This window comes from Blautia sp. MCC283 (assembly GCF_018785565.1).
Taxonomy (GTDB): Bacteria; Bacillota; Clostridia; order Lachnospirales; family Lachnospiraceae; genus Blautia_A.
The window spans coordinates 119870-143603 of the sequence record NZ_WQQB01000069.1; the positions used below are offsets into that span (position 1 = coordinate 119870).

The window sequence follows — 23734 nt, forward strand, 5'->3', positions numbered from 1 at the left end:
TATAATCCCTCTGATACATAAAGATAGGTAAGTTTTGAGTAAGTATAAAGTTATAAAAAGAATAACAAAAAGCAGCACAAAGTTTATAATTGAATGAATTAAGCAGGGGGGAAAAGTATTTCATGAAAACAGACATGACACAGGGGAAGCCGGTAAAAGTGCTCCTGGGATTTACGATCCCGGTATTTATCGGTAATGTATTTCAGCAGTTCTACAATATGGTAGATGCGGTAGTTGTAGGAAAATTTGTAGGAACAAAGGCACTGGCGGCAGTCGGCTCAACGGGAACGATCATCTTTCTGATTATAGGTTTCCTTCTGGGACTGACAGCCGGATTTACCGTACTGACTGCGCAGAAATATGGTGCGGGAAAAATGAATGAGATGCGCCAGACCGTAGGAAACGCACTGATCCTGACCGCTGTGATTTCCGCAGTTATGACAGCCATCAGCATGACAGGCATGCATGCACTTCTGAAATTCATGCATACACCGGATGATATTTTTAAGGACGCATATGCCTACGTTATGATTATCTGCGGAGGTATTTTTGCCCAGGCATTATATAATATCCTGGCCAGCATCCTACGTGCACTGGGAAACAGTAAAGTGCCACTGTATTTTCTGATCTTATCTGCAATGCTGAATATTGTGCTGGATCTCGTATTTATCATCGTGTTTAAGCTGGGAACGCCCGGAGCAGCCTGGGCTACCATTATTTCCCAGGGCGTATCCGGAGTTCTGTGCCTTATATATATCTGGAAGTTTGTGCCGGAACTTCGTATGAAAAAAGAAGACTGGTATTTCAGACGCGGTCTTGCGTTTAAGCAGATCGGTGTGGGGATTCCCATGGGACTTCAGTATTCCATTACAGCGATCGGAACCATGATGGTACAGTCTGCCTTAAATATGCTGGGGTCTTATGCTGTGGCGGCGTTTACCGCGGGAAGCAAGATCGAGCAGATTTTTACCCAGGCATTTGTGGCACAGGGAACTGCCAGCGCTACCTACAACGCACAGAACATCGGAGCCGGAAAGCTTGAGAGAGTGCGGGAAGGATTCCGGGCTTCTCATTTTATAGGAATTATATATTCGGTTGTTGTAGGAAGTTTTCTGTTCTTTGCGGGAAAATATTTCGCATATCTGTTTATCTCGGATAATATTGAAGAAGTGCTTCCCATGGTAGCAATCTATGTAAAATGTGTGGCACTGTTCTTTATTCCGCTGTATTTTGTCAATGTGTTGCGAAATGGAATTCAGGGAATGGGATACGGTCTTCTTCCTATGATGGCAGGTGTGGCAGAACTTGCGGGAAGAGGAATCACCGCTACCATTGCAGCAGGAAAAAGCAGCTATGTTGGTACCTGCCTGGCAAGTCCGGTGGCATGGGTTTTTGCATCGGTGCTTTTATGGGGCATGTATTTTTATGTTATGAAAGATATGTCCCGGAAATTGTACGGTACAAATAAGTTATAAAAAAACCGTGAAATGAGATGCAATTTCCAGAAAGTATGATATAATGAAAAAGCTGGTAACTGATCCGTGCACATCAGTGCGGATTAGCCCGGAAAGTATCAATGGAAAGGTGTCTTTTCGAAAGACACATAAACATAGAGGTGAAATATAAATATGAGCAACGAGGAGAAGAAAGACATCGAAGATAAGATCAATGACGCCATGGCGAAGATTGTCAGTGATACAGTCGGAGATGTCCAGCCTGAGAAAAAATCAGATCCATCCGCTTCTCACGTAACAGCAGAGAACTCAAAATCTGCAGGACATTCGAAGTCAGCCAGACCATCTAATGTGTCGCATGCAAGATCTGCGAGACCATCCGGTGGATCAGGAACTTCAAGATCAGGACGGCCATCTGGCAATGGTACAGTCACTTCCAAGTCAGCGAGGCCGAAGAAGATCAGTTATGTGCCTATTGATGAATCTGAATTTGCCCCCATCGTTCTCCCCAAAAAGAAAAAGCATAAGGCTTTGAGGGTAACTGGAATGATCGCAGCGATGGTTCTGGTTGCTGCCGGGTGTGCGTACGCAGGAGTGTCTTATTACTACACGAATCATTTTTTTGAGGGGACAACGATCAATGGAATTAACAGTTCCAATAAAACTGCGTATGAGGTAGAACAGGAGATCGCCAGTAAGATGGCGGATTACAGCATTGAGATAAAGGCCAGAGATCAGGAAGCACAGACGATCACCGGTTCGGATATCGACTATCGCTATATATCAAGTGGAGAGATATTGAATCTTCTGAAAGAGCAGAAACCTTATGAATGGGTGAAAGGTTTTTTTGAAAAAACAACCTATACAGCGAAAGAGGAGACAGCTTTTGACAAGACCAAGCTGGAGAATGAGGTGAAGTCGCTGAACTGTGCACAGAAGGAGAATCAGGTAGCTCCGGAAAATGCATACGTAAGTTTTAATAATTCTGAGTTCACTATTGTGCCGGAGACAGCAGGAAGTGAGCTGAAGGTAAAAGAAGCTTATCAGATGATCAGTGAGGCCATCAGCAGTGATGACGCGGAAGTAGATCTAGGAAGCAATCCGGATGCTTATGTCACAGCCGATATCACAAGTGACAGTGCTGATCTTCAGGCAACTGTAGATGCATACAACAATTTTGCGAAAGCAAGTATCACGTATACATTTGGGGATGAGACAGTAACTCTTGACGGAAATACGATCAAAGACTGGCTGCAGTTTGACGAGAAAGGACAGCTGATCCAGGATGATGCGTCTTTTAAACAGCATATTGTTGATTATGTAGCACAGCTTGCGGCAGCACATGACACAGTTGGCACAGAGCGGCAGTTCCAGACTACAAGTGGAAGAACAGTATCTGTATATGGATCTGCATATGGCTGGAAGATCGATCAGGACGGAGAGGTAGCACAGCTTACCCAGGAGATACAGTCCGGAACGCAGACGACCAGAGAGCCGGTTTATTCCATGAGAGCCAATTCCTATGGCGTCAATGATCTGGGTAATACTTACATTGAGGTGGATCTGACTGAGCAGTATATGTGGTATTATCAGGATGGAAATGTAATATTTGAGTCGGATATCGTATCCGGACTCGCAAGTGATCCGGATAGAAAAACGCCTCCTGGAATTTTCACCCTGTATTACAAGAAGAGCCCGGATGTACTCCGTGGTACCAAGAAAGCAGATGGAACATATTCTTATGAACAGCCGGTAACTTACTGGATGCCGTTTAACGGAGGAATTGGATTCCATGATGCGGACTGGCAGCCATACTTTGGTGGTGACCGGTATCTCACAGGAGGTTCCCACGGCTGTATCAATATGCCGCCGGATAAGGCAGGAGAGCTTTACAATATTATTCAGTACAATGTTCCGATTATCTGTTTTTATTGATCGGATCTATAGCAATAACAAACAGGAGCCAGCCGGTGATCCGGTGCGGGGCTCCTGTTATTTATAAGGAGGAAAATAATTATGTTTGATCAGACATTCAGTTATGTACTGGCAATTGCGGCGCTGGTAATAGGCGTTATGCTTCTTACAGGTCATGGATCTGTGTTTATGAAAGGTGGGAATACTCAGGCCAGAGCACAGAAATATGATGAGAAAAAAATGGAAAAGTTTTCCGGAATCTGCCTGATTCTTATTGGAATTGCCACCGGGGTCGATGCTTTTACCGAAAGCATGGCAGCAAAGATTGCATATGTGGTTATCTTATTTGTGATCCTCGCAGTTTTTCTGTTTCTTCTCAGAACAAAATGTCTGAAAAAATAATATAGGGCCGATTTCTGTGATCCATAAAAAACCTCTCTGTGGATATCCGGAAACGATTCTTATCGTTTCCGGATTCGCAGAGAGGTTTTTATTTTGAGTAATCCTGTAAAGGTCTGACAGCATTGTGGGAAGCGGTAGATCACATCCGGACAAGTTCCTTTTGATGCATTAATTCCCGGAACTACTATCGTTTAATTTTGTACGGCTGGTATGACGGAATGTCATTGTAAAGACAATGCCCTTTACAATGGAAGTAAGGGAAAGCGCCCACCAGATACCGTCAAGTCCCATTCCCACGTGAGTCAGCAGCATGGCAAGCGGAATTCTGGAACCGGTCAGGATAATGCTGATGATACTGCAGAGTTTGGTCATTCCAAGACCGGACAGAGCACCGATGGTCATCAGCTCAATGGCCATAAACGCCTCGCTGAAACCAATGATGATCAGGTAATTTACGGAAATTCCAAGTGACTCCGGATCATGGAAAAACAGACCGGAGATCGGGCGTGGAAGCAGCACAAAAGATGCGGTTATAATAAGACCCCAGATTGCCAGGATGCCGAAAGAAATGCGGTATCCATGGCGGATGCGGTCGTATTTTTTTGCACCGAAATTCTGTGCGGTAAATGCATTTAATGCAGAGGCAAAACCATCTGCGGTATTCCAGGAAACAGATTCGATCTGCCCGCCCACACGCTGGACAGCGATGGCAGCAGCACCGAAGGCGGAAACCATTCTGGTCAGTACCATGGAGATCATGCAGTAGATCATGCTCTGGATAGCTGTTGGCAGACCAATGCGGAGGATATTTTTATAAAATTTTCCCGGAAAACGTGAGAAAAGATGAAGCCCACGAAGTACATTGGGTTCCAGCCTGGACGTAAAAATACGGAAAACCAACACTGAAAAAACCAGGATCTGAGCAGTTACTGTGGCAATGGCAGCCCCCACAGTCTCAAGCCGTGGAAACGGTCCCACGCCAAGAATCAGGAGTGGATCCAGGATCATATTTCCTACAAGTCCCAGAAAATTGGCCATCAGTGGTGACCTGGAATCTCCCTGAGCTGTGAAAAGTCCGGTGAGGGTCAGGTTCAGGAAGGAAAAAATGATCAGTCCGCAGGTGATCAGCATATAAGATCTGGCAGAAGCATAGGCATCAGGGTCTGCCAGATTAAAAAATCCGATCAGCGGATCGAGAAAAACGATGCTTGCCACAGCAAATAAGAGGCCGAACAGAATGGTCATCTGCAAGGCACTGGCTGCGTAGAAACCGGCTTCTTTATAATCTTTCCTGCCGCAGGCCTGGGCAGTGTTTACCTGTCCGCCCATTCGGGGAAGGGCGACCAGTCCCTGGGAAAGCCACACATACATGCCACCTACCCCTACGCCGGCAACTGCTTTGGATCCCAGAAGCCCGATCCAGGCCATGTCCGTGATATTATAGGCAGTTCCCAGAAAGGAAGAGGCCATGATAGGAAGGGCCAGTTCCGCAAGAGTTTTCAGGATTGGACCGGAAGTAAGGTCTATGGATTTTGATCTTTTCATACTCATCTGCATATCTCCGTAAGGTCAAAAGGCCTGGTGATCCGGTAATCCGGTTTATCCACCTGACCGAAACCGTATTCAGCAAAGATAAAAGGAACTCCTGCTTTCCGGCAGGCATTAAAGTCTCCTATAGTATCACCGATATAAACCGGATCGGAAAGATTATTATCCTCGCGGATCTTCATGATATTTTCCGCTTTGGCCATGCCGGTGTCACCGGGACAGAGATGGCCCTTGAAATAGTGGCCAAAGCCTGTGGATTTCAGGAACACTTCAATATATCCGGCCTGGCAGTTACTGACGATAAAAAGAGGAAAACGGCTGGAAAGGATCTTCAGTGTTTCCTCAAGATCCGGATACAGCGGAGCACATTTGCGAAGCAGTGCCTCGTGCTCTGCCTGGCAGCAGCCGTCAATGATCCGAAGCTGTTCCGCTTCCGAAAGCTCCGGAAAAAGAGCCTTCGCAATATCCGGCAGCAGCTGGCCAAAAAGTCCCATCAGCCGGCTGGAACTTACATCGGTATCCATGTGTTCCGTATGGATAAGGTAATCGCTCCATGCCTCAGCCACGATCCCTGTGGAATCCCAGAGCGTACCGTCAACATCAAAAATAATACTGTCCATCAGAAAAACCTCCCAAAATATCTGTAATATGTAAAAAAGCAACTCTTTGTACTGGACATAGTACAAAACAATTCTATATGAGAAAAGAAAAAAAAGCAACTGTGCTTTTGAAGATTTTATGTTATAGTAAAAGATATGAGGGAAAAAATATGAACTATAAAAATACGATCAGAGGTATTTTCAAAGACAGGCCAAACCGGTTTATCGCCCATGTACAGATCGGGGATCAGCTGGAGACGGTTCACGTAAAGAACACAGGCAGATGCAGACAACTTCTTGTTCCGGAAACAGAAGTGATCCTGGAAAAGAGTGACAATCCTGCCAGGAAAACAAAATACGATCTGATCTGTGTAAACAAGGCGGGCCGTTGGATCAATATGGATTCCCAGGCTCCGAATAAAGCAGCAGAAGAGTGGGTGGCAGCCGGAAATCTTTTTCCGGAGAAAGTGACTGTCAGGCGGGAGAAGACATATGGAAACTCCCGTTTTGATCTGTATGTGGAATCTGAAGAGCGAAAGGCTTTTATTGAGGTAAAAGGCGTCACCCTGGAAGAAAATGATATCGTGCGTTTTCCGGACGCACCTACAGAGCGTGGGATCAAGCATCTCCACGAACTGATGAAAGCGGCATCTGACGGCTATGAGGCCTATCTTCTTCTGGTGATCCAGATGAAGGACGTACGGTATTTTGAACCGAACCGGGAGACACATCCGAAGTTCGGGGAAACACTTAAGGAGGCAGCAGATGCCGGTGTCCACATCCTGGCCTATGACTGCGCCATCACGGAAGATTCCATGAAGATCTGTGATCCGGTACCGGTGAAATTATAGAAAGGAAACAATATGACCGAAAACATTGCAGAACCCCTTCTGAAATGGTACGATAAAAACAAGAGGATCCTGCCCTGGCGTGATAAGGACAATGCCTATTACACCTGGGTATCGGAGATCATGCTCCAGCAGACCAGAGTGGAAGCTGTGAAACCTTATTTTGCACGGTTTATCCAGGAGCTTCCAGATGTGGCAGCACTTGCGGCGGCGCCGGAGGAGCGTATTGTCAAGCTGTGGGAGGGACTTGGCTATTACAGCCGTGTCCGCAACATGCAGAAAGCGGCCATTCAGGTCATGGAAGAATATGACGGCAGGATTCCTGAAGACTTTGAGACACTTCTCTCGTTAAAAGGAATAGGAAGATATACGGCAGGTGCCATTGCATCCATTGCCTACGGGAAGAAAGTCCCGGCAGTAGATGGAAATGTACTGCGGGTATATACAAGACTAACCGAAAACCATGAAGATATCATGAAACAGTCTGTGCGGAAAGCTGTAGAAAACGAGCTTACAGAGCGGATGCCCAAGGATCGGCCCGGAGATTTCAACCAGGCCATGATGGAACTGGGAGCTGTAGTCTGTGTTCCAAACGGAACGGCAAAATGCGAAGAATGTCCTCTAGGAGAATTCTGCCTTGCCAGAAAACACGGAACAGTAGAAGAACTTCCGGTAAAAGCACCGAAAAAAGCCCGCACCATAGAACAGCGCACCATCCTTGTAATCCAGGACGGTGCCAGCACAGCAATCCGGAAACGCCCGGATACAGGACTTTTGGCAGGCCTTTATGAGCTTCCCAATGTGGAAGGACACCTGACCAAAAAGGCAGCTCTCGCCCAGGTAAAAGATATGGGACTGGAACCCTTAAGGATCGAAGCACTGCCGGATGCGAAGCACATTTTTTCACATATTGAATGGAGGATGTGCGCTTACCGTATCGCGGTATCTTCTCTGGAAGAAGCACCTAGGGAAAAGTTCCTGTTTGCAGATAAGAGAGAATCTGCCGAGAAATATGCAATACCATCTGCGTTTCGCGCATACACCAGATACATGAAGGAGGAAAACACATGAAACTTTTGAGCGTAGCAATACCATGCTATAATTCAGAGGCTTATATGTCAAAATGCATCAATTCCCTGCTGATCGGAGGAGAGGAAGTAGAGATCATCATTGTAGATGATGGTTCCAGTGACCGTACTGCCGAGATTGCAGATGATTATGCCGAGAAATATCCAACCATCGTAAAAGCCATCCATCAGGAAAACGGCGGCCATGGACAGGCAGTGAACACAGGAATCAAAAACGCAACAGGACTTTATTTCAAAGTTGTGGACAGCGATGACTGGGTAAATCAGGATGCCTATTATGAGATCCTGAAGACACTTTACGATCTCACCCGCGGAGCCGAGACTGTGGATCTTCTTATCAGTAATTTCGTCTATGAGAAGCAGGGAGCTACCCGCAAAAAGGTCATGCAGTACAGACACTGTTTTCCAACAAACCAGATTTTCGGATGGGACGAAGTACGCCATATGAAAAAAGGCCAGTACCTTCTTATGCATTCCATGATCTACCGTACCAAACTTCTTCATGACTGTGGAATGGAACTTCCGAAGCATACGTTCTATGTAGATAATCTGTTTGCGTTTGAGCCGCTTCCCTATGTAAAAAATCTCTATTATCTGGATGTGAATTTCTACCGGTATTTTATTGGAAGAGATGATCAGTCCGTCAATGAGAAAGTAATGATCAAACGTATTGATCAGCAGATCCGTGTAAACAAGCTGATGGTGGATGCCTATCTGAAAGCAAATGTAAGCAACCGGAGACTCCGTGCGTATATGTTCAGCTATCTGGATATCATCACAACCGTTTCTTCAATCATGCTGGTAAGAGCTGCAACGCAGGAATGCCTGGATAAAAAACAGGAGCTGCAGGATTACATCAAAGATCAGAATATGGGACTGTACCGGAAACTTCGGAGAAGTCTTTTCGGAAGAGTGTCCAACCTTCCGGGAAGAGGTGGAAGAAAGATGTTTGTGGCAGCCTATAAGATCTGTCAGAAGTTTTATGGATTTAACTAGGACGCAAATAAAAAAGCCCCCAACGGGGCTTTTTTTGTTATAAATTTTGTTCCGGTTTCTTCTTGCTCATCTGTGCCATAGCACGCTGTTCCTCATAATCTTCCACTCTCTGTGGGTAGAACAGCAGATGTCCGAACAATGCCAGTGTGGTACCGAGACATACATCGATCACCGAATGCTGTTTGATAAACATGGTGGACAGGATGATCAGAATGGAAAGGATCAGAGATCCTCTCTGGATCCATTTCTTATCTTTCAGTGCCTGGCAGTGATGGATGGCAAAATAAACAGCCAGGGAATTAAATACATGGATACTTGGCAGGATGTTGGTCGGGGTATCTGTCCTGTAGATTTCTGCAATCAGCTGTGTAAAGATATTGTTTCTCGGGAATACCGCAGGGCGGAGATGCTGAATATTCGGATAGATGTAGGAAACAACAAGGAAAACCGTCATTCCCATCATCAGATTGAAGATCAGCTGGAAATATTCCCGTTTATTCTTATTGCGGAACAGGAAATACACAACTGTCAGTATCACATATGGAAACCATAAAAGGTACGGAATAATAAAAATCTCGCAGAACGGGATCATATCATCAAAAACAGTATGTACAACATGGTAGGCACGTACAGGCCGCTGTTCCAGATATCCAAACAGGATAAGATACACAACGAAATAGATCGCTATGATAAAACCGTGCCTGTATTTTTTTATCTTACTCAACATTTTGCCGCTCCTTTTCTTGATGTATGGCCAAAATGCCATGGGTGTCAGTCTTAAGCTTCTTTTTTGTCAAGTATCTACCTGCTACTATAACACAGGCATTATGATTTTTAAAGGTTTCTTTTCAATGGTCACAGAAAATTCACGCTGGATTCCGCCGGATTCTCCGTCTTTATGCACAGGAAGAGGACGGTCACTTGTAATATGTACGTTTTTGCACTGCGAAATATGTACACCGCGAAGGTGTGTATGTTTTCCCCAGAGTGCACCTGGCAGGCAGAAAAGCATTTTCAGTTTGGAGATTCCTTCAATGACGATTACATCCAGAAGGCCGTCATCCGGACTGGCATCCGGGCAGAACTTAAAGCCGCCTCCTTCGTATTTCTGGTTCATTACAGCCACAAACCAGGTTTTCCCGAAGGTTTGTGGTTCGCTTCCGTCAAAGGTTACCGTAACCGAAGACGGGGTGAGGAAGAGAAACTGTTTCAGCGCCACCATAAGATAGATCAGTTTGCCCATATGGAGACGGTTGAGAAATTTTTTCCCCGGGGTGATCAGGACTTCCTGGCAGACTGCAGCATCGTAACCCATTCCCGCACTGATGCCGAACCGGTAAGAATGGCTGCCAAGATGGATCACAGGAACATCCATGGAAATCGTCCTTCTGTTCTCAAGGATGGAGTGAAGTGCTTCAAAAGGATCAAATGGCAGACCCATGCTGCGGCAGAAATCATTGCCGGACCCAACCGGAATAAATCCAAAGATGACTGAAGACAGATCACGGATCCCGGTAAGTACTTCGTAAATTGTGCCATCACCGCCTACAGTTACCAGCGTTACCGGATCTTCCGGCGTTCCAGCGGCACTGATCTTTTCTGCCAGCACTGTGGCGTGTCCCACATATTCTGTGAGAAAATACTGATATGAAATCCCCTGACTTTCCATGATGCTGCGAAGCCGGTTCCAGACATTACGCCCCTCTCCGGATCTTGAATTGGGATTCACAATAAAAGAATACATAATAAAAACCTCCAAACAACTGTCAGCTTTATCATAACATTGACGTCCGGCTTTTACAAATTAAAATTTCTTAAGGATTTCTATATTTTACATAAACTTAACGTTTTTTCTATGTTGGATTTTACGAAGGCACTTTATACTTGCAACTGTCAGGTGAAAAATGAAGTTGGAGGAAAATTATGATATATCTGGTGGAAGATGACGAAAGTATCCGTGAACTTGTTGTATATACATTAAACAGTCAGGGCCTTGATGCACAGGGATTTGAACGGCCATCACTTTTCTGGAAGGCGATGGAAAAAGAACAGCCTTCTCTGGTACTTCTGGATATTATGCTTCCGGAAGAAGACGGACTGTCTATTTTAAAGAAAATCCGTATCCGTCCGGATGTCCGGAAACTTCCGGTGATCATGCTTACTGCAAAAGGCAGTGAATTTGATACAGTGGTAGGCCTGGACAGCGGTGCAGATGACTATATTCCGAAACCGTTCCGCATGATGGAACTGATCTCCAGGGTACGGGCCCTTCTTCGGAGATCAGAGGACAATGGCGCAGAGGAATACCGCATGGAAAATCTTTATGTGTGTCCGGGAAGACATGAGGTGACCGTTGACCAGGAACCAGTGAATCTGACACTGAAAGAATATGAGATGCTTTGTCTCCTTCTGAAAAACAGTGGAACGGTTCTCTCCAGAACTCAGCTTTTAAATCAGATCTGGGGATATGAATTTGACGGGGAAAGCAGAACCGTAGATGTACATATCCGTACCCTTCGCCAGAAACTTGGTTCAGCCGGTGATCTGGTGGAAACGGTCCGTGGGGTAGGTTATAAGATCAGCGGAAAATGCGCGTAATAAAAACAAAAAACACAAAAAAATAAAAGAGCATTTCGACGGAAAAAGGCTTTGGCCCTTTTCTGGACGAAGTGCTTTTTTCATGCTATAATAGGTGAACCCTGGAGCGTAATCGAGAAGGCTCCAAAGAGCATGAGGTGAAATAAAAAATATGAAATCATTAGTGATCGCAGAGAAACCGTCGGTTGCCAGAGACATTGCCAGAGTCCTCCACTGCAGCCAGAAAGGGAACGGAACCCTGGAAGGAAAAGACTATGTGGTGACCTGGGCACTGGGACATCTGGTAACCCTGGCAGATCCGGAAGAATACGATAAAAAATATACCAAATGGGAACTTTCCACTCTTCCCATGATGCCGGAGAAGATGAAACTGGTGGTGATCCGTCAGACATCCAAACAGTACAATGCAGTAAAAACCCAGCTTTACCGGAAGGATATCGGGGAGATCATCATTGCCACAGATGCCGGACGAGAGGGAGAACTGGTAGCCAGATGGATCCTTGCAAAGGCAGACTGTCATAAACCAATCAAACGTCTGTGGATCTCATCGGTAACGGACAAGGCGATCCGTGACGGTTTTGCCCACCTTAAGAATGGTCATGATTATGATAATCTTTACCGTGCGGCACAGGCAAGGGCAGAGGCAGACTGGTTGGTGGGAATGAACGGAACCAGAGCGCTGACCTGTAAATACAATGCACAGCTTTCCTGCGGACGTGTGCAGACACCGACCCTTGCCATGATCGCAAGAAGAGAGCAGGAGATCCGGGAATTTAAACCGGAAAGCTATTACGGAATTACTATTGAGGCAGGAAACGTGCGCTGGACCTGGCGTGACGGAAAGAGCGGAAGCCTCCGTACATTTAAGAAGGAACGTGCCCAGGAGATCCAGACAAAAGCCGGAAAAGGCAGCATTACCGTAACAAAAGTTTCCAGAAAGCCGAAGAAAACTTATGCACCGGGACTTTATGATCTGACAACTCTTCAGAGAGAGGCCAATCAGAAATACGGTTTTTCCGCAAAAGAGACGCTGAACATCATGCAGCGGCTCTATGAGAACCATAAGGTTCTTACTTATCCAAGGACCGATTCCAGATATATCGGAAAAGACGTAGTTCCTACTATTAAAGAACGTCTTCAGGCATGTGGAACAGGTCCTTACCGGAAACTTGCCGGTGTGCTTGCCAACAAACCAATCCAGGCCAATGCAAGTTTTGTGGATGATAAGAAAGTCAGTGACCATCATGCAATTATTCCGACAGAACAGTTTGTACAGCTGGATCATATGACAAATGAGGAACGGAAAATTTATGATATGGTAGTCCGCCGTTTCTTAAGTGTGCTGTATCCGCCGGCTGTATATGAGCAGGTGAGCATGGAAGGAACGGCAGCAGGAGAAACTTTCGCCGCAAGCGGACGAATCGTAAAAAGCGCCGGATGGAGAGAAGTCTATGAAGGTGGCTGTCAGGATGAGGAAGAAGAGGAGGCTGACAGGCTGAAAGACCAGAAGCTTCCGGCCCTTGCGGAAGGCCAGATTCTTACTGTGGAATCTGCATCCCTTACAAATGGACAGACAAAACCGCCTGCAAGATTTACAGAGGCCACACTTCTTGGCGCCATGGAGAATCCGGTCCACTTTATGGAAAGCCACGACAAAAAGGCGGCAAAAACTCTGGGCGAAACCGGCGGTCTTGGAACAGTAGCAACAAGAGCCGATATCATCGAGAAACTTTTTAACAGTTTTATGATGGAAAAAAGAGGCAATGAGATCTACATTACCTCCAAGGCAAAACAGCTCCTGGAACTGGTTCCGGAAGAACTGAAGAAGCCGGAACTTACCGCAGACTGGGAGATGAAACTCAGCGATATCGCAAACGGGAAACTCCGTCAGGATAAATTCCTCACAGGGATCCGTGAGTATGCCTGTGAGATCGTAGATGAGATCAAGAGCGGACAGGGAACGTTCCGCCATGACAATATGACAAACAAGAAATGCCCCAACTGTGGCAAACACCTTCTGGCAGTTAATGGAAAGAATGCGAAGATGCTGGTATGTGAGGACAGAGAATGCGGATACAGGGAGACGGTATCCAGAACTACCAACGCGCGCTGCCCGAAATGCCACAAGCGGATGGAGATGCTTCTGAAGGGAAAAGAAGAGACCTTTGTATGCCAGTGCGGATATAAAGAGAAGCTTTCAGCTTTCCAGGCAAGACGTGCCAAAGAAGGTGCAGGTGTCAATAAAAGGGATGTGCAGCGTTATCTTAAAAAACAGCAGAAAGAGGCCAACGAGCCGGTAAACAACGCATTTGCACAGGCATTATCAGGAATCAGACTGGATTAAATAAGTTGGCTGTCAGAAGCAGGTACCCGGAGATTTGGATATAGATGCGCCGGTCAGAAAGCAGGTATCTGGCAGAACAGGACAGCAGAAAGAGAGGAAACGGATATGGGATTACAGGATGACAGAATGTCAGGAAATATTCAGGATATCGCAAGACTGATCACAAGGCTTCTTCTTAAAGGAGACATGCCACAGTATACACTTCCGGCAGCAGAGGCAGATTATACAGAAGCAGATCATCTTTTTAAGAAGGTTATCGGACTTGCTGATGAGGGAGATATCAACGGAGCGGAAAATGAGCTTCTTATGAATATGGAGGATGATGATCCAGATTATCTGGAACTTGCCCTTACGTTTTATCTGTATCTCAACGATATGGACGGAGATTACCTGGATGACCACGGTTACTCCAGAGAAGAGGTTCTGGACGGAGTGAAAAGCCTGGCAGAGGACTGGGGCGTTACCGGACTGGAGACTCTGGTCTGATGCGGCGGGAAGTTACGCTGGAGGAGATTTCCGACGGCCGTTTATACGAAGCAAATGACATGGTAAAGGCAGACTGCCAGGACTGCAAAGGCTGTTTTGACTGCTGTACGGGAATGGGAGATTCCGTTGTGTTGGACCCGCTGGATGTATGGCGGTTAAGCCAGGGCCTTCATTTAAGTGCGGACCAGCTTCTCACGGGAAAAATCGAACTTGGCGTTACAGACGGGAACATTTTGCCGCATCTTAAGATGGCGGGCGCAGAGGAACGATGCGTATTTCTGGATGGAAACGGGAGGTGCTCCATCCACAGCTTCCGTCCGGGTTTCTGCCGCCTGTTTCCGCTGGGAAGATATTATGAGGATGGTGGATTTAAGTACATCCTTCAGATCCACGAGTGCAAAAAGACCAGCCGCAGTAAGATCAAGGTCCGGAAATGGGTAGATACACCGGATTTCAAAAATTACGAAAAATTTGTCTGTGACTGGCATTATTTTCTTCTGGATGTACAGGAAGTTCTCTATGAGAGTGAGGACAGTGACCTGATTCGAAACCTGAATATGTATGTGGTAAACCAGTTCTATCGGAAACCTTATGATGGAAACCGGGATTTTTATGAGCAGTTTTACGAGAGACTTGCGGCGGGAAAAGAGCTCCTGAGCCTTGGTATGTGAAACAGACCAGGCAGCGAGGCAGGCTGAATTACCTGCCGGAAAGTCTCTTAAGCGGAGGAAAGAAAGGACTTTTTAACATATGAACTTAAATCAGCTCACATATTTTGTGACGCTTGCCCAGATCGAAAATTATACCAGGGCGGCCAAGCGGCTGGATATTACACAGCCAAGCCTCAGCCATGCCATCTCCAACCTGGAAAAAGAACTCCAGGTTCCACTTTTTGAGCGTCACGGAAGAAATGTGACCATGACCAAATACGGGGAAATGTTTCTGAAATATGTGCAGGACTCCTTACATATCCTGAATCTTGGTGTGGAGAGGATCCAGGAGGCGGCAAGGATTCCAGGCGGAAGCATTTCCATCGGATATATCCATACCCAGGGACGCAGATTTATTCCGGAACTTGTACGTGGGTTTCTTGATGAGCAGGAAGGGAAGAAGATTGATTTTCATTTCCAGAATGCAGCTACCGGGAACCTGATCCGGGGCCTGAAAGAAGAAAAGTTTGACATGATCTTCTGCTCCCGTGCGGAAGGGGAAAAAGAGATCAGTTTTGTACCGGTAGCGGAAGAAAAACTGGTGGCTGTTGTACCGGAAGATCATGCTCTTGCCGGAAAAAATACAGTGACCATAGAGGAACTGGGCCAGTATCCCCAGGTGACTTTTACCCCTACCAGTGGGCTGTATTTTGTGGTGCGTGAACTTTTTGAAAAAGAGGGGATCGTACCGGAAACCGCTTTTGAAGTGGAGGAGGATGGCGCCCTTGCGGGAATGGTGGCAGAAGGGTTCGGTGTGGGAATCGTGCCGGATGTGCCGGTGATCCATACTCTGCCTGTGAAGATCTTAAATATCGAGAATCTTCATTACCGCCGTTACATATACATGGGAATGTTGAAAAAACGGTACCCAAGTTCTCTTGTGGAGCAGTTTCGGGATTATATTTTCAAACATTACCGGATCTATGAAGTGATACAGTAGAATACCTGTGAAAAAATTGTATGAAAAAATCTCTGCTTTTGTAATAATAGGGCAGAGATTTTTTAATCGAATCAAGGAAGTCCCCTGCTTCACTTGCGAAAAGCAATAAGCAGCGGGGGGAGTTGCTTGTATCAGGAGGAGTGATCCTCCTGATAAACTGCGAAGCAGTTATTCGGTGTAGAGCTGTGTAGCGAATGCGGATTGCGAATATCCGTTTGACTGTAGATTTCAATAGGATTTTGGTTATGAGGGCAGAGGAAGAAGTGTGATTCCGGGTGTCAGGGCTCATTCTTCGGTAAGATATGTGACAGGATTCCCTGAAAAAATCATAGAAAATATCTATGAATCACATGTGCAAATTCAATAAAAGTTTAGGTTGAGATAAAAATGACCAGTTGGTATAATAAGAACAGACACTTGGTTTAAAGTGATAAAGTGATGACGGAAATCCGTGATACAACGAACGAAGCAAAGGAGAAGTTATGAACCAGTTAGAAGTATTAAGAGAGAGCCTTGGACAGTGCGATGAGATCATCCTGGACGCACTGCTTATGAGAAACAGAATCGTAGAGGACATCATGGTATACAAGGAAGCCAACAATCTTCCGGTACTGCAGCCGGAGCAGGAGGCGAAGCAGAAAGGATGGCTGGAAGCCAGAATGGAAGGCAGACGCCATAAGAAAGAAGTTAATGATGTTTTCGCAAGCATCACACAGAACAGTAAGAGAATCCAGTCCAGAAATCTTTTCAACTACAATATTTTCCTGATCGGATTCATGGGCGCAGGGAAATCCACAATCTCTGATTATCTGAAGAACGCGCTGGCTATGGATGTTGTGGAGATGGATCAGTGTATCGTGGAGAGACAGGGAATGAGCATTTCCGATATCTTTGAGACTTACGGAGAAGAGTATTTCCGTGAGCTTGAGACAAACCTTCTCATTGAGATGCAGTCTCAGTCCAATGTTGTCGTATCCTGTGGCGGTGGTGTTCCCATGAGAGAGCGCAACGTTGTTGAAATGAAGAAAAACGGCCGTGTTGTACTCCTTACCGCAAAACCTGAGACGATCCTGGAGCGTGTAAAAGACAACCATGACCGTCCGCTGCTTGAGAACAACAAGACGGTTCCGTTCATCGCAGATCTGATGGAGAAACGTCGTGCGAAATACGAGGCAGCAGCCGACATCGTTATTGAGACCGATGGTAAGAGCGAGCTTGAGATCTGTGAGGAGATGATCCACAGACTTCGTGAGGCAGATGCGAATAAATAATTACTGATTACAGAAACAGAATATTCTTACATAATAAGAGGACAGCTGTCCAATAAACCGTACAGAAACAAGACGGGAATTGGACAGCTGTCTTTTTGGCTGTCAGGAGATCTCCTTTGGAAGGTCTCCCGAAGCTCTTAATTTGTTTTATAGAAAATCTCTTTTGATGTTTTCTCGATCACAAACTTCTTAAAGGCTTCCACAACCGGAGGATGGTATACATCTTTCAGCATGGCCATGTAGAAATTTCTCTGCCAACTTGGAGAAACAAGGGGCAGGATCTTAAGATCCAAAGAATGAAGGATGGGGATATCCGGGGCAATGCAGATGCCGAAATCATTGGCAACAAATCCTGCGGCAACCTGGTCCTCATCGATCTCAAAGGCCACATCCGGGTACTGACCGATACTCTTAAACAGCTGGTCGATGATCTGGCGGAGCCCACTTCGTTTCTTAAAAATGATCTGTTTGTAAGGAAGGGTTTCCTCCAGATGGATCTCGGATTTCTCCGCAAGAGGATGGCCGGGCGGAACAATAACCACCAGGTCCTGTTTGGCAACCGGGATAAACTCGATCAGCGGTTCGTCATCAAATTTGGAACAGAAGCCGATATCATATTTCTTCTCTTTCAGCCCGGTAAGGATATCGCCGGTAAGAACCTTGTCACAGAACAGATTGAAATTGATCTGTTTTCCTTCGTTGGCGGTGAGAAAATTGCGGATGATCTTCGGCACAAAATCAACTCCAAGGGTCCTGAGAAAAGCCACATCAATTTGCCCTTCTCCTTTTCCTGCAAGCTGGAGGCCGTTTACAGAGGAATCCAGCCGGTTCAGGGTTTCTTCCACATCTCCCAGAAAAGTCTTGCCATATTTGGTGAGAGAAACATTCCGTCCGTTTTTTTCAAATAATTTCACTCCAAGTTCTTCCTCCAGGGAAGAGATCGCATGACTTAAACTGGGCTGTGTGATCGCCAGAACATCAGCAGCTTTCGTGTAATGTTCCAGATGCGCCAGTGTCACGAAATAACGAAGATGATACAGGTTCATTTTCGAAGCTCCTTTCGTAAGTTTAGCTGAATGTTTTATTCAGGCAGATTCCAGTGAAGTCGGATGATCAGAAGGAATTGCCGGTCTGACTGCTGTGACGGTGGCAGTACAGTGAAAATGTTTTTATATAGTATACCACGATATATTGATAAAATCTATGAATTCTCCTGGTACAATCAATTTGTTTTGTATTTAACGAAGTTATATAATGCTTATAGAAAAAAGATACAAAATAATTAAAAAAAACCTAAAAAAATTATTTATATTTTCAGGAGGAGTTATCATGTCAAAAGAATTTCCAATTACAATCAGTTCCTGGACACTTGGGGATCAGTGCAAATTTGAGGACCGTGTAAAAGCTGCCAAAGAAGCTGGCTATGAGGGAATCGGCCTGAGAGCGGAAACCTACGTAGATGCCCTGAATGAGGGACTTTTCGATAAGGATATCCTGGCAATCCTGGATAAATATGACATGAAGGTAACAGAGGTTGAGTATATCGTACAGTGGGCAGAGGAGCATCGTTCCTACGAGCAGAAATACAAAGAACAGCTCTGCTTCCATATGTGTGAATTATTTAACGTAAAACAGATCAACTGTGGACTGATGGAGAACTATTCTGTGGAGTATACAGCACAGAAACTTCGTGAGCTCTGTCAGAGAGCTGGCAAATACATCATCGGCGTTGAGCCAATGCCATACAGCGGAATCCCGGATGTAAAAAAAGGCTGGGCTGTTGTAAAAGCTGCTGACTGCGAGAATGCAAAACTGATCCTCGATACATGGCACTGGGTAAGAGCAAACCAGCCGATCGAACTTTCTGTACTTGAGGGAATCCCGGCAGATAAGATCGTATCCATCCAGATCAACGATGTATGGGAAAGACCATATGCGACAACTATCTTAAGAGATGAGTCCATGCATGACCGCCTTGCTCCTGGAACCGGAATCGGAACAACCGTACCGTTCGTGAAAATGATCCGTGAAAAAGGAATTAAACCAAACGCTATCGGCGTAGAGGTTATCAGCGATGCAAACCTTGAAAAAGGTATCGAGTATGCTGCAAAACATACATACGAGAACACAAAGAAGGTACTGGAAGAAGCCTGGCCAGAGGTACTTTAATCAGAAAGGAGAACCCACATGAAATTCAATGCGATGTTTCAGCCGATCGAGATCGGCCCTATGACCGTAAAAAACCGTTTCGTTGTTCCGCCAATGGGAAATAACTTTGCAAATACAGACGGAACTATGAGCGAGCAGTCCGCTGCATATTATAAGGAAAGAGCAAAAGGCGGATTTGGCCTGATCACTATCGAGGCTACCGTCGTTCACAAAGGCGCAAAGGGCGGCCCGCGTAAACCATGTCTCTATGATGATTCTACCATCGAGAGCTTCCGCAAAGTTATTGACGGATGCCATGCGGAAGGTGCAAAAGTTTCCATCCAGCTTCAGAATGCAGGTCCGGAAGGAAATGCAAAGAACGCAGGAGCACCGATCACAGCAGCAACCAGCATCCCGTCTGTATGTGGACGTGACATTCCGAAACAGCTTACAACAGAGGAAGTTTATGAGCTGATCAAAGGATATGGCGAGGCAGCAAGAAGAGCCATGGAAGCAGGTGCAGATGCTGTTGAGATCCATATGGCACACGGCTATCTGGTAAGCACATTCCTCTCTCCAAGAACAAACAAGAGAGTGGATGAGTTTGGCGGATGCTTTGAGAACCGCATGCGTTTCTCACGCCTGATCATTGAGGAGATCAAGAAAACAACACAGGGCAGGATTGCGATCCTTGCAAGAATCAACTGTGCAGATGAGGTTCCAGGCGGCCTTGACATCCATGACAGCGCGGCGATCGCAGCATACCTGGAAAGCTGCGGACTGGATGCCATCCACGTATCCCGTGCCGTTCATATCAAAGATGAATTTATGTGGGCACCGACGGTTATCCATGGTGGATTCTCCGCATCAGAGGTTGAGGAGATCAAACGTGCGGTAAACATTCCGGTGATCACAGTCGGACGTTATACAGAGCCACAGTTTGCAGAACTGATGGTAAAAGAAGGAAGAGCAGACCTTGTAGCATTTGGCCGTCAGAGCCTTGCAGATCCTGCTATGCCGAAAAAAGCACTGGAAGAGCGTCTGGAGGATATGACTCCATGTATCGCCTGTCTTCAGGGATGTGTTGCAAACATGTATGCAGGAAACCCGATCTGCTGTCTGACCAACCCGTTTCTTGGACATGAGGCAGAGCCAATTGCTAAGACAGAGAATCCGAAGAAAGTTATGGTGATCGGCGGTGGTGTTGCAGGACTTTGCGCTGCATTTATCGCAAAAGAGAAAGGACACGAAGTAACACTTTATGAAGCAGGAGATGTTCTCGGCGGAAACATGAGACTTGCGGCTTATCCACCAGGAAAAGGTGATATCACAAACATGATCCGCAGCTATATCCACCGCTGCCAGAAAGACGGCGTGAAGATCGTGATGAACTGTGAGGTAACTCCGGAGCTTATCAAAGAGGAGAAACCGGACAGTGTGATCATCGCAACGGGTTCCAAGACTCTGATCCTTCCTATCGAGGGAATCGACAATCCGGCCATCATCCACGGTTCTGATCTTCTGGACGGAAAGAGACCAGCAGGCAAAAAAGTTCTTGTTGTGGGCGGTGGAATGGTAGGATGTGAGACCGCTGCATTCCTGGGCGAGCAGGAGCATGATGTAACGGTGATCGAGTTCCGTGATACCGTAGGTGCAGACGTGATCCATGAGCACAGAGTCTATCTCATGAAAGATTTCGAGGACTACGGAATCAAAGAGATCACCGGAGCAAAGGTATGCAAATTCTATGAAGACGGTGTAGAGTACGAGACAGCTGACGGAGTACGTCATGAGACAAGAGGATATGATTCCGTTATCCTTTCCATGGGATTCCGCAATTACAATCCACTTGAAGAAAAGATCAAAGATCTTGTACCTGAGACACACGTGATCGGAGATGCCATCCGTGCAAGACGTGCACTGGATGCAACAAAAGAGGCTTATGAGGTAGCTTCCAGACTCTGATGGGATATCCGCCTGACAGCGTCAGGCACCGGATCGTATCAATACACAAGAAAATAATTGTCCAATAAACAGGACAGAAGAAAAATAAAAGAAACATCCTGACAGGCACCGGAGAAAACATCCGGTGGCTGCAAGGAGAGAATGCAGGAGGAAAAAAGAAATGGAACAGAGAATTAAAGGAACAACTGGTTTACTCGCGCTGATCGGAAGTCCGGTAGGACACTCCGGATCACCGGCTATGTACAACTTCAGCTTCCAGTACCATAACCTGGACTATGCTTACATGGCATTCGATATCAAAGAGGATCAGGTTCCGGCAGCTCTTGATGCAATGCGCCTTTTCAAAATGAGAGGATGCAACGTAACCATGCCTTGCAAGAACAAAGTAGCTCAGTGTGTAGACGAGCTTTCACCGGCAGCAAAGATCATCGGCGCTGTAAACACCATTGTGAATGAGGATGGAAAACTTGTAGGACATATCACAGACGGTATCGGATTTGTCCGCAACTTAAAAGAGCACGGCGTTGACGTAAAAGGCAAAAAGATGGTAGTCTTAGGAGCAGGCGGAGCAGCTACAGCTCTTACTGTACAGTGTGCCCTTGACGGAGCAGCATCCATCGCGATCTTCAATCCGGATGACCCGTTCCTTGAAAGAGCAAAAGGAACAGCAGAGAAGCTTGCAAAAGAAGTACCGGACTGCAAAGTAAGCGTATACTGCCTGGACGATCAGGACAAACTGAGAGAAGAGATCGCAAACGCAGACATTCTTGCAAACGGAACACTTGCAGGAATGAAACCACACGATGACCTTACTCTGGTTGACAAATCCATGTTCCACAAAGATCTTGTCGTTGCTGACTGCGTATACAATCCTGCAGAGACAAGAATGGTAAAAGAGGCAAAAGAAGCAGGCGTAAAACTTGCAGTAGGCGGAAAAGGAATGCTTCTGTGGCAGGGCGCTGAGTCCTATAAACTGTACACAGGACTTGAGATGCCTACAGATGAGTACCAGAAATTCCAGGCTGAGAACGAAGGGAAATAAGGATCATGAGCCAGACAGGTAAGAAAAATTTGGTAATTACTTCTATCGCGCTGTATTTTACATATTTCATTCACGGAATCGGAGCTTCCATCATGGGCCAGTACAAGCCGGAGCTTGCGGCTCACTGGGGAGCAAAGGCTTTAAGTGACGGAACTATGGATGTCAGCATGGTAGTATCCGTAATCGCTGCACTGGGACTTGGAAGACTGATCTCCCTTCCGTTTTCCGGTCCCCTGTCCGACAAATTCGGACGCAGATTAAGTGGAATCATTGGTGTGATCTGCTATGCAGCATACTTTATGGGAATCGCATTTGCTCCGTCTATGGGCGTTGCCTATGCCTTTGCCATTGTAGGTGGTATCGCAAACTCTTTCCTGGATACCTGTGTAAGCCCTACATGCATGGAAATCTATGTAAACAATCCTTCTGTGGCGAACCTGTTTACAAAATTCTCCATGTGTATCAGTCAGTTCCTACTTCCGTTCCTCATCGGATTCGTAGCAGCGGCTAATATGTCCTACAGAACCATCTTTATCGTTGCAGGTGCTGCAATCTTCATCGATGGAATCCTGATCCTGTTCCTGCCATTCCCGGACAGAAATACAACAGGTGCAGAAAAGAAAGAGAAAACAAAGTTAAAGATCACTCCTGCGGCAATTGCAGCGATCCTCATTGGATTTACAAGTTCTTCCACATTCATGCTGTGGCTGAACTGTAACCAGGAGCTTGGAAAACTTTATAATTTAAGTGATCCTTCCAAGATCCAGTCCTTCTATGCAGTTGGAACTTTTGCAGCGATCCTGTGTTCCTCTGTATTTATCAAAAAAGGACTGAAAGAGATCAATATCCTGATCATCTATCCGCTGATTTCCTTTATCATGCTGGGACTGTGCTACTTTATCCAGAACCCGACTATCTGCCTCATCGGTGGATTTGTCATCGGTTTCGCAGGCGCAGGCGGTGTATTGCAGCTGGCAGTTTCCACAACCGCTGAATTCTTCCCGGAGAACAAGGGAACTGCAACATCCATGGTTATGATCGCATCCAGCGTTGCAAACTATACCATCCTGACACTGGCAGGTTACATTACAAAGACTGCCGGAACCAGCGCTCCGAGAATGATCCTGCTTCTTAACATGGCAGTGACATTCATTGGAATCCTTCTTGCACTGTTTGTCAAGATGAACCGTGGAAAAGAAGCCTGAGACAGGGTGGAAATAAGTGAATGATCAGTTACGGTTCGCAGGTCACGGAGTGAACCGTAACAATCATTGTATGGATTCGGACGAAGATGACGGAATCTGTACAAAATAAAGTTCCAATTCGGGAACAATTCCCGGATTGGACTTTGATGTTTCTGGAAATGTTTGTTAATTAACAA

Annotated in this window: 21 protein-coding genes; 16 read left to right on the forward strand and 5 right to left on the reverse strand. The window is 46.0% G+C overall.

Annotated elements, in window-relative coordinates; translation table 11 throughout:
* Positions 1-122: 122 nt before the first annotated feature.
* From GPK81_RS17055 to GPK81_RS17065, 3 genes are all read left to right on the forward strand, one after another.
* Complete coding sequence (locus GPK81_RS17055; protein ID WP_215707394.1) at positions 123-1475, forward strand: MATE family efflux transporter; 1353 nt, start codon at positions 123-125, stop codon at positions 1473-1475.
* A 153-nt stretch (positions 1476-1628) separates the two neighbouring features.
* On the forward strand, positions 1629-3389 hold the full coding sequence (locus tag GPK81_RS17060) for a L,D-transpeptidase family protein (RefSeq protein ID WP_252196690.1): 1761 nt from the start codon (positions 1629-1631) through the stop codon (positions 3387-3389).
* A gap of 81 nt (positions 3390-3470) precedes the next feature.
* A complete protein-coding gene (locus GPK81_RS17065) occupies positions 3471-3770 on the forward strand; it encodes a DUF3784 domain-containing protein (protein WP_021977250.1) in 300 nt (99 codons plus the stop codon).
* A gap of 168 nt (positions 3771-3938) precedes the next feature.
* On the opposite strand, the gene GPK81_RS17070 is transcribed toward GPK81_RS17065, so the two are convergent.
* Positions 3939-5315, reverse strand: a complete 1377-nt coding sequence (locus tag GPK81_RS17070) for an MATE family efflux transporter (RefSeq protein ID WP_215707431.1) — start codon at positions 5313-5315, stop codon at positions 3939-3941.
* 2 nt (positions 5316-5317) lie between these two features.
* Positions 5318-5938 (reverse strand): HAD family hydrolase, encoded by a 621-nt coding sequence (locus GPK81_RS17075; RefSeq protein WP_215707395.1) that lies wholly within the window; start codon positions 5936-5938, stop codon positions 5318-5320.
* Positions 5939-6087: 149 nt separating this feature from the next.
* On the opposite strand from GPK81_RS17075, the gene sfsA reads away from it, so the two are divergent.
* Genes sfsA through GPK81_RS17090 form a run of 3 tightly spaced genes read left to right on the forward strand, consistent with a single transcriptional unit; the run spans position 6088 to position 8849 of the window.
* Positions 6088-6768, forward strand: a complete 681-nt coding sequence (gene sfsA / locus GPK81_RS17080; protein WP_215707396.1) for a DNA/RNA nuclease SfsA — start codon at positions 6088-6090, stop codon at positions 6766-6768.
* 12 nt (positions 6769-6780) lie between these two features.
* Entirely contained in the window at positions 6781-7836 is a 1056-nt protein-coding gene (gene mutY / locus GPK81_RS17085; protein WP_021977246.1) for an A/G-specific adenine glycosylase, read from the forward strand.
* Positions 7833-8849, forward strand: coding sequence for a glycosyltransferase family 2 protein (locus tag GPK81_RS17090; protein ID WP_118062135.1), 1017 nt, complete (start codon positions 7833-7835; stop codon positions 8847-8849). The genes mutY and GPK81_RS17090 overlap by 4 nt, the downstream gene beginning before the upstream one ends.
* A gap of 37 nt (positions 8850-8886) precedes the next feature.
* Here the strand turns inward: GPK81_RS17090 and GPK81_RS17095 are convergent, their stop codons facing one another.
* Both GPK81_RS17095 and GPK81_RS17100 read right to left on the reverse strand, forming a co-directional pair.
* The gene (locus GPK81_RS17095; RefSeq protein WP_021977244.1) at positions 8887-9576 is read right to left on the reverse strand and encodes a phosphatase PAP2 family protein; all 690 of its coding nucleotides are present in this window, start codon (positions 9574-9576) and stop codon (positions 8887-8889) included.
* Between the two features lie 84 nt (positions 9577-9660).
* Entirely contained in the window at positions 9661-10593 is a 933-nt protein-coding gene (locus GPK81_RS17100) for a diacylglycerol/lipid kinase family protein (RefSeq protein WP_021977243.1), read from the reverse strand.
* 179 nt (positions 10594-10772) lie between these two features.
* Between GPK81_RS17100 and GPK81_RS17105 the strand changes: the two genes are divergently transcribed.
* The 6 genes from GPK81_RS17105 (at position 10773) to GPK81_RS17130 (ending at position 17198) form a co-directional block, all read left to right on the forward strand.
* Positions 10773-11447 carry a response regulator transcription factor gene (locus GPK81_RS17105; RefSeq protein WP_021977242.1) on the forward strand — a complete coding sequence of 225 codons (675 nt, stop codon included), beginning with the start codon at positions 10773-10775 and terminating at the stop codon, positions 11445-11447.
* Between the two features lie 151 nt (positions 11448-11598).
* On the forward strand, positions 11599-13791 hold the full coding sequence (locus GPK81_RS17110) for a DNA topoisomerase III (protein WP_118071057.1): 2193 nt from the start codon (positions 11599-11601) through the stop codon (positions 13789-13791).
* A 105-nt stretch (positions 13792-13896) separates the two neighbouring features.
* Positions 13897-14277 carry a DUF6483 family protein gene (locus GPK81_RS17115; RefSeq protein WP_021977240.1) on the forward strand — a complete coding sequence of 127 codons (381 nt, stop codon included), beginning with the start codon at positions 13897-13899 and terminating at the stop codon, positions 14275-14277.
* Positions 14277-14948, forward strand: a complete 672-nt coding sequence (locus tag GPK81_RS17120) for a YkgJ family cysteine cluster protein (RefSeq protein ID WP_021977239.1) — start codon at positions 14277-14279, stop codon at positions 14946-14948. Before GPK81_RS17115 ends, GPK81_RS17120 begins: the two co-directional genes overlap by 1 nt.
* A gap of 79 nt (positions 14949-15027) precedes the next feature.
* Positions 15028-15927 (forward strand): LysR family transcriptional regulator, encoded by a 900-nt coding sequence (locus GPK81_RS17125; RefSeq protein WP_021977238.1) that lies wholly within the window; start codon positions 15028-15030, stop codon positions 15925-15927.
* A 482-nt stretch (positions 15928-16409) separates the two neighbouring features.
* The gene (locus tag GPK81_RS17130) at positions 16410-17198 is read left to right on the forward strand and encodes a shikimate kinase (RefSeq protein WP_021977237.1); all 789 of its coding nucleotides are present in this window, start codon (positions 16410-16412) and stop codon (positions 17196-17198) included.
* A 137-nt stretch (positions 17199-17335) separates the two neighbouring features.
* On the opposite strand, the gene GPK81_RS17135 is transcribed toward GPK81_RS17130, so the two are convergent.
* Positions 17336-18244, reverse strand: coding sequence for a LysR family transcriptional regulator (locus tag GPK81_RS17135; RefSeq protein ID WP_021977236.1), 909 nt, complete (start codon positions 18242-18244; stop codon positions 17336-17338).
* 283 nt (positions 18245-18527) lie between these two features.
* Between GPK81_RS17135 and GPK81_RS17140 the strand changes: the two genes are divergently transcribed.
* The 4 genes from GPK81_RS17140 to GPK81_RS17155 all read left to right on the forward strand — a co-directional run bounded on the left by GPK81_RS17140 (position 18528) and on the right by GPK81_RS17155 (position 23558).
* On the forward strand, positions 18528-19367 hold the full coding sequence (locus GPK81_RS17140; RefSeq protein ID WP_118062138.1) for a sugar phosphate isomerase/epimerase family protein: 840 nt from the start codon (positions 18528-18530) through the stop codon (positions 19365-19367).
* A gap of 18 nt (positions 19368-19385) precedes the next feature.
* Positions 19386-21311, forward strand: coding sequence for an oxidoreductase (locus tag GPK81_RS17145; RefSeq protein WP_118062139.1), 1926 nt, complete (start codon positions 19386-19388; stop codon positions 21309-21311).
* Positions 21312-21471: 160 nt separating this feature from the next.
* Complete coding sequence (gene aroE, locus GPK81_RS17150) at positions 21472-22353, forward strand: shikimate dehydrogenase (RefSeq protein ID WP_021977232.1); 882 nt, start codon at positions 21472-21474, stop codon at positions 22351-22353.
* Positions 22354-22358: 5 nt separating this feature from the next.
* Complete coding sequence (locus tag GPK81_RS17155; protein ID WP_118062140.1) at positions 22359-23558, forward strand: MFS transporter; 1200 nt, start codon at positions 22359-22361, stop codon at positions 23556-23558.
* The last annotated feature ends 176 nt before the right edge of the window (positions 23559-23734 follow it).

Coding starts and splice junctions, on each gene's coding strand:
- GPK81_RS17055 (WP_215707394.1), top strand. CDS start 123: ATGAAAACAGACATGACACAGGGGAAGCCGGTAAAAGTGCTCCTGGGA.
- GPK81_RS17060 (WP_252196690.1), top strand. CDS start 1,629: ATGAGCAACGAGGAGAAGAAAGACATCGAAGATAAGATCAATGACGCC.
- GPK81_RS17065 (WP_021977250.1), top strand. CDS start 3,471: ATGTTTGATCAGACATTCAGTTATGTACTGGCAATTGCGGCGCTGGTA.
- GPK81_RS17070 (WP_215707431.1), bottom strand. CDS start 5,315: ATGAAAAGATCAAAATCCATAGACCTTACTTCCGGTCCAATCCTGAAA.
- GPK81_RS17075 (WP_215707395.1), bottom strand. CDS start 5,938: ATGGACAGTATTATTTTTGATGTTGACGGTACGCTCTGGGATTCCACA.
- sfsA (WP_215707396.1), top strand. CDS start 6,088: ATGAACTATAAAAATACGATCAGAGGTATTTTCAAAGACAGGCCAAAC.
- mutY (WP_021977246.1), top strand. CDS start 6,781: ATGACCGAAAACATTGCAGAACCCCTTCTGAAATGGTACGATAAAAAC.
- GPK81_RS17090 (WP_118062135.1), top strand. CDS start 7,833: ATGAAACTTTTGAGCGTAGCAATACCATGCTATAATTCAGAGGCTTAT.
- GPK81_RS17095 (WP_021977244.1), bottom strand. CDS start 9,576: ATGTTGAGTAAGATAAAAAAATACAGGCACGGTTTTATCATAGCGATC.
- GPK81_RS17100 (WP_021977243.1), bottom strand. CDS start 10,593: ATGTATTCTTTTATTGTGAATCCCAATTCAAGATCCGGAGAGGGGCGT.
- GPK81_RS17105 (WP_021977242.1), top strand. CDS start 10,773: ATGATATATCTGGTGGAAGATGACGAAAGTATCCGTGAACTTGTTGTA.
- GPK81_RS17110 (WP_118071057.1), top strand. CDS start 11,599: ATGAAATCATTAGTGATCGCAGAGAAACCGTCGGTTGCCAGAGACATT.
- GPK81_RS17115 (WP_021977240.1), top strand. CDS start 13,897: ATGGGATTACAGGATGACAGAATGTCAGGAAATATTCAGGATATCGCA.
- GPK81_RS17120 (WP_021977239.1), top strand. CDS start 14,277: ATGCGGCGGGAAGTTACGCTGGAGGAGATTTCCGACGGCCGTTTATAC.
- GPK81_RS17125 (WP_021977238.1), top strand. CDS start 15,028: ATGAACTTAAATCAGCTCACATATTTTGTGACGCTTGCCCAGATCGAA.
- GPK81_RS17130 (WP_021977237.1), top strand. CDS start 16,410: ATGAACCAGTTAGAAGTATTAAGAGAGAGCCTTGGACAGTGCGATGAG.
- GPK81_RS17135 (WP_021977236.1), bottom strand. CDS start 18,244: ATGAACCTGTATCATCTTCGTTATTTCGTGACACTGGCGCATCTGGAA.
- GPK81_RS17140 (WP_118062138.1), top strand. CDS start 18,528: ATGTCAAAAGAATTTCCAATTACAATCAGTTCCTGGACACTTGGGGAT.
- GPK81_RS17145 (WP_118062139.1), top strand. CDS start 19,386: ATGAAATTCAATGCGATGTTTCAGCCGATCGAGATCGGCCCTATGACC.
- aroE (WP_021977232.1), top strand. CDS start 21,472: ATGGAACAGAGAATTAAAGGAACAACTGGTTTACTCGCGCTGATCGGA.
- GPK81_RS17155 (WP_118062140.1), top strand. CDS start 22,359: ATGAGCCAGACAGGTAAGAAAAATTTGGTAATTACTTCTATCGCGCTG.